This window comes from Bacteroides faecichinchillae JCM 17102, from assembly GCF_000614145.1.
In the GTDB taxonomy this organism is placed as follows: domain Bacteria; phylum Bacteroidota; class Bacteroidia; order Bacteroidales; family Bacteroidaceae; genus Bacteroides; species Bacteroides faecichinchillae.
This window is the reverse complement of sequence record NZ_BAKK01000015.1, coordinates 1-14,848: the sequence shown is the minus strand read 5'-3', so window position 1 is coordinate 14,848 and position 14,848 is coordinate 1. Positions and strand designations below refer to the sequence as shown.

General features: G+C 38.5%; 4 protein-coding genes and 5 pseudogenes. 3 read left to right on the top strand and 6 right to left on the bottom strand.

All coding sequences use genetic code 11. The features are described from left to right. The first annotated feature begins 241 nt into the window (after window positions 1-241). The 3 genes from JCM17102_RS23045 to JCM17102_RS30645 all read left to right on the top strand — a co-directional run bounded on the left by JCM17102_RS23045 (window position 242) and on the right by JCM17102_RS30645 (window position 1,211). Window positions 242-685, top strand: coding sequence for a hypothetical protein (locus JCM17102_RS23045; protein ID WP_025074948.1), 444 nt, complete (start codon window positions 242-244; stop codon window positions 683-685). An 84-nt stretch (window positions 686-769) separates the two neighbouring features. Continuing rightward, window positions 770-940 carry a TlpA family protein disulfide reductase gene (locus JCM17102_RS30650; RefSeq protein ID WP_159106318.1) on the top strand — a complete coding sequence of 57 codons (171 nt, stop codon included), beginning with the start codon at window positions 770-772 and terminating at the stop codon, window positions 938-940. Between the two features lie 121 nt (window positions 941-1,061). Then, entirely contained in the window at window positions 1,062-1,211 is a 150-nt protein-coding gene (locus tag JCM17102_RS30645; RefSeq protein ID WP_159106317.1) for a hypothetical protein, read from the top strand. A gap of 228 nt (window positions 1,212-1,439) precedes the next feature. Here JCM17102_RS30645 and JCM17102_RS27015 read toward each other — a convergent pair. From JCM17102_RS27015 to JCM17102_RS26995, 6 genes and pseudogenes are all read right to left on the bottom strand, one after another. Next, window positions 1,440-4,129: pseudogene (locus JCM17102_RS27015) on the bottom strand (family 78 glycoside hydrolase catalytic domain). Window positions 4,130-4,192: 63 nt separating this feature from the next. Further along, window positions 4,193-5,604, bottom strand: a pseudogene (locus JCM17102_RS27010) (SGNH/GDSL hydrolase family protein). 144 nt (window positions 5,605-5,748) lie between these two features. Then, window positions 5,749-6,612 (bottom strand): alpha/beta hydrolase, encoded by an 864-nt coding sequence (locus JCM17102_RS09575; RefSeq protein ID WP_025074947.1) that lies wholly within the window; start codon window positions 6,610-6,612, stop codon window positions 5,749-5,751. A gap of 245 nt (window positions 6,613-6,857) precedes the next feature. Next, window positions 6,858-9,856, bottom strand: a pseudogene (locus JCM17102_RS27005) (discoidin domain-containing protein). Between the two features lie 134 nt (window positions 9,857-9,990). Continuing rightward, window positions 9,991-12,326, bottom strand: a pseudogene (locus JCM17102_RS27000) (GH92 family glycosyl hydrolase). Window positions 12,327-12,358: 32 nt separating this feature from the next. Continuing rightward, window positions 12,359-14,846, bottom strand: a pseudogene (locus JCM17102_RS26995) (glycoside hydrolase family 38 N-terminal domain-containing protein). Window positions 14,847-14,848: the final 2 nt, after the last annotated feature.

Below are 14,848 nucleotides of genomic sequence, written 5' to 3'. Positions count from 1 at the left end.
AAGTGCGCCCTCTTTAATGCTAACCGTTCACTATTCGAAGAGTTCTGAAAGAAAAACATTGCCTGACATAGTTCATTTTTAGGACAATCAAAAATAAAACTTCTTCCTGAAATTAAGAAACAACATAAACTTTACATCCTCAAAAATCGAATGGAATAAATCTATTTATGCATGAATCATTTACAAATAACTAAATTATTGAATATTTTTGTTATAGGATATCTTAAATCATAATACTCTCATGGAAACCATTTTACTTATCGGCATTACCATTGTAGCTACCATATGGATTATACGAAAAGAAAACAAAAAACTCAAAAACACCTACAGACTACATAGAGCTAATAAAACATTTATTGAAGAATGTGTTCGCTTACTTAAATATGAAAAATACGGATATTACAAACTCACCGGAATGAAATACAAATGCCTGAAAGAGGCTGATTATGGAATACATCACGGATATGCAATAGCAGAAAGATATAATCAATATGACAAAGCCATTATAATAAAGAAAAAAGACAATGGGAAAATTATAGCTTGTGTGGAAAATGAGGGAAGCAGGCAACTATATGATTTTATCATCCAAAACGAAGGAAAGGTACATGCATTATATTACATATGGAAATATAGTAAAAATAGAATTTACGGATGTGCCTATATTAAGGATAGGGACGAACATTGATAATTAATTTGAGCATAAATTCGTGTTACCAAGCCATGAAAATCGTAAAGAGCAATACGGCTTTTATAAAAGCTCCAAAAAACTTTGATAAAGTCCGGTGGGGATTATATAGATTTCACAGCTCCTGACTTAGAAGGACTCCATCATACATTATCCAAAGAAATAAGAGGAAAAGTGGCTCTGATTGATTTATGGACTTCTTGGTGCGGTTCCCTGTCGTCATCGGTCATCTCCCAGCATGATATCTGTTTATGAGACTTATAAAGATAAAGGTTTTACTATTATCGGTATTGTCCATGAGCATCTTGTGGATGGACTATTGCTAAAGACAAGTGCCCTTGGCTAATCCTATAGAGTTGAATGATGCCGGGAGGATATGGGAAAATATAGAGTCGGTAATGCCGGAGGAGGAACTTTTCTGATTGACAAAGAAGGGAAAATTTTGCTTATCCAGCTGACAGCCGAGGAAGTAAAATCCTGTCTGGATAAGTTTATAGATTATGTACTTTACATTTTCACATTATAAAGCCTTTATTTACGTACTTACTACTAAAAGTCATATTCGTACCACTCAAGTAGATGGAATACATCACTCTAGTGCAAAGATCTATGCATTAGAGTAGAAAGGGCCAAATGCAGGTTTAATAATTCGTCAATACCTAATGTATATCAGCTGATTACAGAATACTTTTCATAAAAAGAAGCAATAGCCTGCACAAATACTACCATCTGGCAGAATACAAGAATCAGGTGATTAGGAGCATGAGAGATCAAATACAATATTAAATTTCCCACCTTCAACCATAAATGTTTTATTTTTCACATTCACTTTTCTCCCGTCTATCCTACAAGAAACGGCACTATCAGGCATACAAACCGTAGCTGTTGTCCCAGGAGGAATGGTAAGACGAAGATTTAATTGGTTACCTTGTAGTTTCCAATCGACAGCAATAGTACCATAAGGAGATTCTTTGATAACCTTTGCCCAAGTCAGCCCAGTTGGTATTTGAGGATCAATATAGAAGTGACGATAACCAGGCTTAGTCTCATCCGGGCGGATTCCTCCCACAGCTTGATAAAACCAAGTACCGATACCATTGTAACAGTTATGTATCCGGCTACGTTCACCACTCCAGTATTCCCAAGTAGTGGTAGCCCCCTTATCTATCATATAGAGATAGCCGGGATAATCCCGTTTTTTCATCATTTGATAAAAAAAGTCAGCTTCTTTATTCTGGATAGCCCATTCCGTCAAAATAGGGACTCCAACTAAACCGACAGCAATATGCCCATTATGTTTCTGTTCAGTAGCAGCTATCATATTCTTTTTTACCTGAGTGTATAAAGAATCGGGCACAACACCTACCAACATCGGATAACACATATCCAATTGTGAACCGGTAGAATAAATGCCTTCGTCCGCACGATAGAAGGTTTGGTGTATAAGCTGATTAAGTCTCTCCTTGCGATTGGCAAATTCTTGAGCTTCTTCCGCTTTTCCCAATGTTAAAGCTATCTTATTCATTGTGTCCAGGCATTCGCTAATAAAACAGTTACTCACCAAATCTACGGAAGATTGCGCACCAGCATCCACTCCTGCCGGAGCCAACCAGTCGCCAAGATACCAGTTTCGATATTGTGTATCCGGCCAACGTTTCAACAAACCATCTACAGTATATTTGTCCACATACTTAAACCATTCTTTCATTTGAGAATAATATTTCTCAATCAATCTCGGGTCATTATAATTGATATAAGTTCTCCATGGAGCCCGCACTATAAATCCACACCAATAAGGACCACCACCATCAGCACCGTGATTAGGCCCCACATGAGGCAAACTTCCCCCTTCTTGCATAGAATCTCCCCATCCCTGCAACCAGTTTACAAAAGTTGGCGCTACATCATACATTGTTTGCAGGCTCATCGTAGAAGAGTTTCCATCTCCGCCATATCCTGCACGTTCCAAATGTGGACAGTCCACCATATATCCGCTGAATGTTAAACATTTCATCGTATACTGAATCATATCGTGAATGGCATTCAAATCAGCGTCAGAACATTCAAAAGTAGCAGTTTGCGGATAATCCCCATAAATCTGCAAAGACTTCATCCACCCGATTTCAGGCTTCACTGGAAGGTTGGAAATACGTATATACCGAAATGCGTGATGATTGAAACGATTTCTGAAGCATTCTTCTTGACGACCGCCGGAAATATAGATATCGCTCTCGCCTTGTTTATCAGATTCTCCTTCTTTGTTCAGATTATCACTGTATTCCATGCAGACTTCATGTCCTGAAGGTAACACAGGCATCTTCATCTCAAACCATCCGGTCTGATTTTCTCCATATCCACCAACCAAGTACCCTCGCCCAACTGCTTTATAGAGACAGGTTGTAATACCCGGTGTATCCTGTTAGCCTCACACATCTGAGGAGAAACAAGATGGTCAGGAACATCCACGATTACCACAGGAGCCCATTTTCTTTGATCAAGAGACTGGGATGAAAGGTCCACTGGCAAGATTCTCCCATCTACTTTTTCACCACCAAACTGAAGCGCACACCAGTTACCCGTATCCGAATAGCCACTCTCACACCCGTTCCACGAACGATCCGTTTGAGTCAGCACTTCCCATCTACCATTTCTCAAGACATCCAGTTCCGCTTTTACCAGCGGTCCGTCATAAGCTGCGCCATAAGTAGTTTTCTTATACCATCCTTGGCCAAGCCAAATCAATAGATCATTTTCCCCTTCTTTCAGATAAGAAGTAATATCATAGGTAAGAATAAGTGAACGTTTCCCCAATTGCGATACAGCAGGAACAAGCACATTCTCACTTACTTTCCTCCCATTAACATAAATTTCATGATAACCCAATGAATTCACGTACAGGAATGCCGTTTCCGCTTGATCCATTCTCACTTTCTTACGAAGTAAAGGAGCGCAGACCTGTCCTCCCTCTGGAGACGATCCGATATAGTCACCATGAAATTGACTTTTATCCAAAAGACCGACAGAAAAACGCGCTACGGAGCTCCATGCAGAAACTTTCTTTTTCTGGTCCCAGACACGTACTCTCCAATAGCATAATGAACGAGAACTCAAAGGTGAGCCGCGGTAAGGTAGCATTACTGAAAGGTCAGACTTCAATTTCCCCGATTTCCATAAATCCGCTTCATCCCGAATGATTAAAAGACTATCCGTCGCTACCTGAATTTCATAATAGGCTTGCCCTCCTTTCCATCCGCCACCTTTCAGTTTCCAACTAAAATGAGGGGTAGTATTGTCAATTCCCAAAGGATTTATCAAGTTCTCACACTTTAATTCGTCCAAAGTAAAAGAAACACTTGTATCTTTACCTTTTCCATACATTACTGCCGAGATATTACAAAAGCAGTATATAAATCCGATGCCTAACAAAATTCTTGTGTCCTTCATAATAAAGATCTTTTCAAATGTTTCAGACGTCAATCTTTACGGCAATCTTGCATTTATAATCGTTTACATTTTATTCAATTTCTTCAGTTGCACTTTATGGGTAGCCGGTTTATTTATCTTATAAATTGTATCAACGATTGTGTCCATATACTTCGTCCACACTTCCCGTACTTCGGGATACATAGCTTTAGCAAACCATTCATAACCTGCCCTGAGAAAACCATCTTTCGGCAGATACTCTCTGAGTTTATCAATCGCTTCTTGATTATCAGAGAATAATAAGCCTTCTTTTTTCAGGAAAGAATATTCAGTCCATAAATATTCCCTAAACCGCTTTTCCACTTCAAAGCGTTCTTCATTCAGATACATGATTTTCATCGCTTGCTGATATTGCGGAGTAGTCGGATAATCAGCTAAATTAATCCCATTCTCCAATTGCCCAGATGAAATATCATCAATGAATTGTCCGTCTATAGTCAATCGATACAGTCCCTTCTCCAAATTGGTTACCTGAAAACGTTCCTGATTAAATTCTTTCATAAACGGAACTAACGCCATCGCATCACGCTGTGACTTTATATTTCCCCAACCTTGCCTTGGAATAGAATCCAGCGGATAAGGAAGTGCGTAAGCCAAATAATTAAAGCTCACATCATTTCCCTCTTTCTTCAATTTTGAAATCTTACAATTCTTTTGAGATATCACCTTCGAGTACTCCGCGTCAATAGAAACATCGGCAACTTCATCTCCCGCCAATCCTTGTGCTTTCAAAAATAAATAAGCCATTACCATTTGGCCGTCATTATCAGGATGAATCCTATCTACCTACAAAAAGTAAAGGTAGAATCTTTTCTCTGTTCTTCCAAATTTATTTTTCTCATCGGTTCGTTGAAATCGACAAAACCCCAGTTATTTTTTTTCGCAGAGGAGCGTTGAACGTCGATTATCTTCAAGATAGCCAGATTCTTGTTGGGCAGATTGAAAAAATTCAATTTAGTTGTTTCATCATAAGGCGAACCACCTATCAACACTTTAGTAACTTTCTTCTCCGCCAGCAAACGCTTCTCTATTTCCCGATAACTCTCCAATGACTTTTCTACCTGCTGTTCGGATAATTCTTTCGCATTGTCTTTCCAGTATATATCATAACCGGTATCGTTCATACCGAAAGTAAGGGTCACATAAGTGGGCTTCCTGTTAAAGACATCATAATCTAAACGGTCTTTAATGTCCCATGCACTTTCTCCACCGATCCCCGCATTTATAATAGTAATTGGTTTGCTCGGGAAACGTGTCATATAATACAGCCAGATGAAAGAATGGTAATGTCCGCCATGAGTAATGCTGTTTCCTACAAATACTACCCGTTCTCCTTTTTTAAATGGAGGAAGGGATGATTGTGCTTGTAAACTTCCATAGCTAATACAAACTAATAACAATAGAAGAAATACCTTAATATTTATTTTACAGTTCATTGCTATATAAACTTTATATGACACATCCGAAACATAATCCATGAATTAAAAAACTTTACTTAAAATAAGAATGCATCATCATTAATTGTTAATACGCAAAAAGTCCCTGTTTTCCGAAATGTCATTCTCCCCCGATATTAATTTTTAATATTGTATAAACGATCTCGATACAAATTCCATTACTTCCGGCAGTTCCATCCTCCAATAACTCCAAGAATGTCCACCGTCTTTCACCCGATATTCGTGACCGATCTGATTCTGTCTCAATTGAATGTGTAAAACACTATTATCTATTGTCAAAAAATCATCATCTCCACAGCTGATGTACCAACGCACCCATTTAATAGCGTTCACCTTATCTTCTGAAGATTTCAGGATATCTTCTATGCTAAACTGTTTAAAATAGGATTCCGCCTTTTCCGCTGGGACTTTTGACATATCCGACATACTCCTCATCTGCTCAATAATCCATTTACCGGAAACGGCACTAAGAGGAGCAGCCGCAGCAAACATTTCCGGATAGTGGAGCGCGTAAAACAATGTTCCTCCTCCTCCCATTGAAAGTCCAGCTACAGCACGATAACGCTTTTCAGCACGTACTCTGTATGTTTTCTCGATATGAGGAATCAATTCTTTAAAAAAGAAATCTTCATAATTATAACTTCCATCCGGGAGGTTAAAATATCCTTTATGTACCGAGTCAGCATCAGGCATCACAATGATCATTGGTGTTGCCTTTCCTTCGGCTATTGCTTTATCGGCAATGCGTTGCACTTGCCCAAATTGTACCCAACCGGTATGATTGTCCCCATGTCCATGTAAAAGATATAGCACCGGATAACTACAATCATTTTCATTATAACCGGCCGGCAAATAAATAGAATAATGGCGTTCCATCCCCAATATCTTACTTTTTACTGTATGAGTTTCATATACTCTGCTACCTTGAGCATATACTGTAGTAGCAATACTAATAAACGCTAGTGCAAATAGTAAAATCTTTTTCATTATCTTATTATATTTTTAGTTTACAGAATATCACAATACCACTTGATTAAAAAAACAACTCAATCCTATCAAACCACAAAATTAAATTATTATTTTATTTTCTAAATAACTCAATACCTTCATTTTAAATTTCCATGAGTAAGTATTATAAAAAATCCAGAGACATAATGACTAATTATCAGATTACTATCTCCAGATTTTCAAATATAAGAAAAAATATTTTTTCTCTTGTTGCTAGTATCTCATCATATATCTAATTTATTCTGCTCCGCTTTTCCATACTGCTTCACCAGTACGCTTACACCTCCTTTCAGCATTTCAGGTTTGGCTTCTACACTAATCATTTTTTCCTCGCCCGGCATCAAAGTTATATAGTTATCGGACATAATAACCGGTAGCACACGCTCCTGAGTTTCTTTATTGATCAGTCTCACACGATTGGCAAAAGCCACAGTTCCGGAGTTGTTCTTCAATGCAATCTTCATCTTTCCATCAGACACAGACTTATCTACCACCCTACATGACAGTTTTGCTTCCGGCAATGTATTCAATAAAGTGTAATCAAGATCATCCACTCCATTTCTCCAATAAAAGTTTTCTGAAAGTAAATTACCCTCTACATCAGTCAATTCTAATTTTATAAAATGAAGCGAGGTCAGCCCATCCATCTTTTTTGTCTTCTCATCATATATCTCAAATTCAAACAATGAATATCCGAACTGTGTAGCACGTTTAATGCCTGTCAGTTTCACATACCGTGCAGTAACAGGTTCCAATTCTATTTTCTCTGTACCTCCTTTTCCCTCTTTATTCGTATAAACCGTTTTCCATTCTTTTGTATCGTTTGATACTTGCAAATCATACTCTTTGGCAAAAGCAGCTTCCCATTTCAAGACAACATTATCGATCTTTTCCTCTTTACCAAGATCAATATAAATCCACTGATGATCACTATATTCACTTTCCCAACGACTTCCGGCTCCTCCATCGGTAACCATTGAAGCACTTTTGGAAGTAGCAGTTGTTGAAGAAGCTACTACATTCTTCCCAAAAGCCAAATTAAACGGATTAAAGTTTAAAGTAAAAACTTCTGCAATATTACTGGCAGCTACGTCAATCTGTTTAGTTTGTCCATATGCCGGAACTTCTTTTCCATTCAAATCATAAATTGTAGCCTTAGCAACTGCACCTTTAAGATCTTTACCAGTAGTATTTACTGCTTTTATACTATTGTTGGAAGCGTTCCACTGAATATGCAAATGTTCACAGGCTTTCTTCGCTCCCCAATAAGCACCTGTAGGATCATAATAATAGTCATAAGTCTGCCATACAAACGAAGGATAGGCCGGATGACTCATCCAGATCAAAATACCTGCGGCATCATTCCACATCTTATCGTTCCATGCTTCATACATACCTTTCATTACTTCAATATTCAACAACTGAGCCTTTTCGCAAAACTCTTCCAGACCGGACGACTCTCCGTATTGAGTATTCACAGAATTCTTATAATTGATCGGATTAGCATTTGAAGCCTCTTTCCCGAAAAAATGCTTGTTCCAGACATTATCATCATCGTTCTTCAATTGATCGTCAGTAGCAAAGGCCACCATGACTCTTGCGGAATAAACAACTTCACACTTTCGAAAGTCGGAAAAGTAGCTGTACCTATCTCCGTACGCATACCATATCCATGGTCAATACCATAAGGATATGCCGGTGTATTAAAGGCCAGATTACTGCCTGAAGTTTCAAAATGATGTCTTGGAGGTTGATTTCCCCACCAACCGCTTCCAGACAAACCATCCTGATTAGAGCAAGACTTATACATACGATCGTTATTATCTTCTTTGGCAACAACTTCACGAAGATAATTGTCGAGTTCCGGTTTAGGATGCGTTTCATTTGCCCCACACCAGATTGCAATGGAAGGATGGTTTCTAAGGCGTTTGACTTTATCAAGAGCATTCGCCTTAAAAGCTTCCGGCTCGGCTACATCATTGTAGCAACGTACAGCCAGAAATCATTCCATACCATAATACCATATTGATCACAATAATCATAAAATGCATCGTCCGTCACACATCCTGTCCACAGACGAATCATATTATAATTCATTTCTTTGTGAAGCCTGATTTTCGTCTCATACTCTTTATCCTGACAACGAAGCAAGTATTCACTCATTCCCCAGTTTCCTCCTTTTACAAATACTTTCTGTCCATTGACAAAAAATGTCAGAACAGGATAACCGACTAGATTATCGACCATCTTATACTCATATTTCTTGATACCAAATGAGACTTCTTTTTCATCCGATACTTCACCGTCTACGGAACAAGTCAGTTTGCAAGTATACAGATTTGGTTCACCGTAACCATTCGGCCACCATAGCTTCGGATTATCAATAACCAACTGTGTAAATTCGTCCTTATTGATAGAAACTTTAGAAGTAACTTCCCCCTCTATCTGAAAATCTTTAGAGAAAGATATATCTCCTGGCTGGATAACTCCGGAAACTACTACCCTCTTTGGAGAAGAAGAAGTGTTTCTGATATCTGTTGAAATAGAGATTTCCGCTTTTTGCAGGTTGGTAAATCCGAACGCACCCAAGGATCCTCCATTATTACATCTCCCGTAATGGTAAGATACGTATTACCTGTAATACCTGCCAAACGTCCCGGAATATAGGTATCCAATCCCAACCGGCACCCGCCAGATAACTGGGGCTACATGCCACTCCATACGGGTCTGTGGCTTTCCTTGTCTTTTTCTGGTCAGGATCAGTAATCAAAACGGCAACCGCATTCTTACCTGATTTCTTGATCAGATCGGTCACATCAAATTTTGAACGTATCATGTGACCACTTACATCCTTAGTAGAAGTCTTTGTACCGGATATTTTCTCCCCATTAAAATAGAAATCTGCATAACGGTTCGTATTGTCGAAATGAAGCCAGACACGTCTGCCTTCTGAATAAGAAACCGGGAGTTCAAATTCGGTCCGATACCAGAAAGGACGATTATAATAGGTCTCATCTACTCTATAGATATTATCGGAGTAATCCGGATCAGGAACAATTCCCGCTTCAACGTAAGCGGTAAATACAGCTCCCGGAACTATACCTTTAACAGATTCGGTCATTTCATAGCCAGGTGTAGATATCTGCTCTCCGGTAGCATTTCCCAAATCTGCCTGTGGTTTCACCTGCCAAACGATTTGAGGATTTGAACTATTTAATGACATTGACATCGTTGAGGTTTGTTTCACACATCCCGAATGGGTAAAAGCAACTACCCCCAACAAAAAAAGAAGCCTAAACTTATTTATCATGTTGGTAAAAATTTAAATTACTACTTGTTATGCTAATTATTGGGCAATCAAACTCCCCAATTCATATTAGGTTGGTCGCCCATATATAATTCCAGAGTTCCTCCGGATACAATATCTGTGAAATCCAGATAACATTTATTATATTCTTTACCGTTTAACAGAGCTTTTTGTATATAGATATTATTTGCACTATTATTATGAGCAATGACTGTAAATGTCTTTCCATAATAATAATTAGGATCAAGCCGAAACTCTATCTTACTGAACACCGGGCTCGTAATTTCCATCCGCGTATTACCCGGACAGGAAGGATGAATGCCGGAAGCCGCCAAAATATACCAAGCAGACATCTGACCAACATCTTCATTGCCTACAATACCTTCTACCTTATTGGCATAAGCCTTCTCACAAGTATAACGAGTCCACTTTTGTGTATACCAAGGTACATCAAGCTGATTGAAAAGGAAAGGAACAAAATGTACCGGTTCATTCGCATGGTTAAAATATTCGTTCCATAGCATATTGGAAGGAGTTTTATTGAAGAAATTGGTCAGATCGGCAATTACTTTATCTCTTCCTCCCATCAATCCTACCATTCCCGGAACATCATGCGGAACAAACCAACCTTGCTGATACGCATTCGCCTCGATACAACCGTACCATTCTTTAATACGTGCATCTTCTGACCATGCTACCCATGTACCGTCTGCATTACGTGGACGGAACCATTCTTTTTCTTTATCAAATACATTATGATAAGCTTGTCCTTTTTCATAGAAGCTTTTAGCATCATCTTCTTTGCCCAAAGCTTTTGCCAGTTGAGCAACACACCAATCTGTATAAGCATATTCCAAAGTATGTGAAATACTTAATGGTTCAGGAGAGTAACCTAACATGTCATTTCCAAATTTATGTGAGGTATTGACTGCATACTGATAAGCTTTTTCTACATCATAAGTTCGGATTCCTTTCAAATAAGCGTCAGCTAATACAGATAATGCAGGATTTCCCAACATACACCCAGAATAGGAATTTAAAAATTCCCAACGCTCATAGTATTCACGCCCACTCTGATCAGCCATTGTTATCAATGAATTCAATTCGTCACTCACTAAACGCGGATTGATAATGGTCTGTAGAGGGAACTGACTACGGAATACATCCCAACCGCTAAATATAGTACGCTTAATAAATTTACCGTCACTCTCATGCACTTTCTTATCTCCCCTACATATCGCCCATCTACATCTGTATAAATACGAGGATCAATCATTGTATGATACAGAGATGTATAAAAAACTATTTTTTCATCTTCTGTCCCTCCGGATATCCGTATCCGGCTAAGTTCCCTATTCCACAAAGCATTTGCCTCCTGCCGCACTTGCTCAAAACTTTTAGAAGCAATTTCTTGCTTAAAGTTATTGGCAGCACCTTCCATATCAACAAAGGAAATCCCTACTTTTAATTCTACATCATCCCCTTCTTTAGTAGGAAATTCTGTAAAAAAGCCAAGATGCTTACCCTCCAATTCCTTTTTATCACGAATCACAGGAGATTCGGATACACGAGTGAGATAAGGAACACTGACTACCTCATCGCGTTTACGTACCCAATCATCGGGAATATCAGCACTCCAAAATCCATAATTGTTTAAAGGTTTATTGAATTGGGCATAAAAGTAAACTGTATAATCTGCTTTTCCTTCCCCATTTCCCCAGCCACCACCGTCAGGCGTACACTTCATCCAGCCTTGAATGGTATAATCATCTATTACTTTAATATATTGAGAAGTAGATGTTCCTCCTACTCTGCGTGCCAAATCAACCTGAATACGTGATTGTTCATTGGATGGGAAAGTAAACCGCAGAATTCCGCAATGCGGAGTAGCACTACTTTCCACTTTTATATTATAGTCAGTCAGCTCAACAGAATAGTATCCTGCTTTGGCAAACTCTGTTGCTTTATCGTAAGCAGAACGATATCCTTGAATACTATTATCTTCTTTACCTGCTATTTTGTGTAATTCACCGGTTGTTGGCATCACAAGAAAATTACCTAAATCACCAAACCAACCGACTCCACTCATCTGGGTAAAAGCAAATCCTTCAATCGTTTTATGTTCATCACTATATCCAGATCCGTTATCACCACCAGTTATTGTGTTGGGACTAACCTGCACCATCCCATAAGGAGTGGTAGCTCCCGGAAAAGTCTTGCCTAATCCATGATAAACACCCGCAGCTCCAACACTAGTACTGGCACCAATAAATGGATTTACATAGTCAGTAGGAGTAAAATCAGCATTCACTTTATTAACAGACGAACATGACATCATCCCTAGAAAAGTGCAAGCGACTAGAAGTTTTGTAGTAATTTTACACATACACACAATTACGATTTTCTATATTTAAATACTTAATTTTTATTCAAAAAGAAAGTCTTAACACCAAAACGGGGCATTGAAACATTGATTGCGGATTTCCCATTGCGTGTACTTATCTTCTTTCTTTCAATACACTTCCCATTCAAATCTATTTCTTCTACATCAGTTAATGGCATAGTGAAAGTAACCTTCCGAAAAGTATTATCACCTTCCGCATTAAATAAACGTACCATAATCTTTCCATCCTGTAAGTTAGCAGCACTTAACTGATAACCGGTATTCTGTAAGTCAATGAAAGATTTTGATTCCAAATCTACGGAAGAATGAAAAGAAGATAGTAACGGCTCATTCCAACAATCGCTATTTGTAGAAATAGAAGCTTCATCCCATTTTCCACGATGAGGGATAATGGCATATTTCATCTTCATAGGACCGGTAATTTTATAGTCAGGCCCCCAAAGCCCTCCACCAGAATATTGTGCTGTTAATCCTAACGGATAATCTTCTCCATGAGAATATGAAGTAGTATGATCTGACAATAGTGCCAGCGCATAGCCACCTTTCCGCTCTGCCAAATCTACCCAATTAAGGATGACATTATGTTTGATCCGATCCCAAGTATTAAAGAAGGTATTATCCAGCTTACTCTCACAAACATCAAACGGAGCATTCTTATAAATACGGGGAGAATGAAGATCTACCGGAAATAAAACGCTCAGTTTAAACCGATCATCACAATAAGCTCTGCGGTTATCACGCCAATTCTTTTCTTCGTACTCTCCAATACCCACATTATTTTTCCAGTTAACAGTAAGATCAAAGTCGATCCGTTTTTGTCCACGAACAAAAGTTATGACTTGTGTAAAGGGATGCGTAGCTATTTCACCCTCCACCTGTATCCTGGTTTCGTATTCATTATTACTCAATATAGTCATCTGGGCAGGAGCTTCCGTAGAAGAATGGAATTTACCTTCTTCATAAAAATACCCTCTCATTTCTCCTAATGAATATTCGCTATTATTTTTAGCAAATTCTTTATTGCCTTCTTTTTTAGCAATCAGACTTTTTATAATTCCTCCCTTCGATAAATCAAAAACGATTTTATACATATCATTTTCGAATACATATTCCTGTCCGCTTACCTTTTTATGTTCTTTATCTCCTGAAAACGCCTTTTTACTTGATTTATTCTTCCGGACAAGGTATGTAGAATAACCGAAGGGAGGAACTTCTGCCATAAATAACAATCTCACTTTACCGTCTTCTCTTTCTAAAGAATAACCGATCGATTTCTTTTTCCAATTACAAATTTCCAAATCTGAACCTGTATAATCCTTAGGTAAAATGACACTTACCATTTCTCTTCTTTTCGTGCCAAGAGTGTTATAAACGCGTATATATCTTTCACTGAGAGTCATATTGGTGTTATAAGCATACTCCTCCTCATAACTCTGCATAGCGGCATCTGTTATTTCATCTGCAATCTTATTGGTACAGTCAGTCCAACGTTTAATTGCATCTGCATGTTCCGCTTTTGTCCAGTCGGTTATAGGGTACAATCCATGAATCATGATGTTGTGACAGCATCAAAGTACGCCATGCCTCATCCAACTCCGCTTGCTTATAGCTATATTTATTTTCCCAATGAGCCATTACGGACATTTTTTCAGCCATCATAATTTTGTTCTCTGACGTGCGAACTTCCTGAGCTATTCTTTGTAACACCTGACTTCCCCACATCAAATTTACATGCATATCTTCTTGTGTAAAAAACCAATTATCATCAGTTTTGCCAATGGAGATATTCTCCATATAATCTCTCCATCTTACATATATAGAATTGTTTTTTGTGTTGTCTCCACTCCCTAACCATGGACCATTTTTCCAACCGGCATCTTGATAACACATACCTACCGGATGCTTAATCCCTGCACCTCTACATTCTTTTAAATATGATATCTCATTACACCAGGCAGTTGTCTGCCAAGTAGAGTTCTCTTCCAGTTGTTCACAGGCATAACGAGGAACAGTCAGTATGGAAGTTCCATCCTGTCCCACCCAATTCACGAGTTCTCCTCCATAGGCACTGGTATACCCCCCCCAACAAGTATTCGGACACTTTAATACCGCATACTTAAAGCCAAACTGCGTAAGTATCTGAGGCAAACAGCTTGTGAAACAAGGCTCTTCAACCGAATAAGTGATAAAATCTACTTCTGGAAAATGTTTATTTATCTTATTAATACCATATTGAAACTGTCGTATAATACTTTCCCCTGATATATTGTAACAATAAGGCTGTGCATAAGTGGGATTAGTGAACTCTATTTGTTCACCTGTAATCATTCCTTTTAAACGAGCATATGCTTCAGGAGTCCTCACCTGCACAGTATCCCAGGTTTCAGGTTCTATTTCTAGACCAATTCTCCATTCCGGATGACGAGATAACTGATCTACTATGAACTGAGTCTTCCATTCTACCGGATAATGACCATAAATGCCGCCGTGATATCCATCCACAA

What these genes read in the sequence shown, in the direction of transcription:
- JCM17102_RS30645 (WP_159106317.1), top strand. Translation starts at nt 1,062, where the DNA reads ATGGGAAAATATAGAGTCGGTAATGCCGGAGGAGGAACTTTTCTGATT.
- JCM17102_RS23045 (WP_025074948.1), top strand. Translation starts at nt 242, where the DNA reads ATGGAAACCATTTTACTTATCGGCATTACCATTGTAGCTACCATATGG.
- JCM17102_RS09575 (WP_025074947.1), bottom strand. Translation starts at nt 6,612, where the DNA reads ATGAAAAAGATTTTACTATTTGCACTAGCGTTTATTAGTATTGCTACT.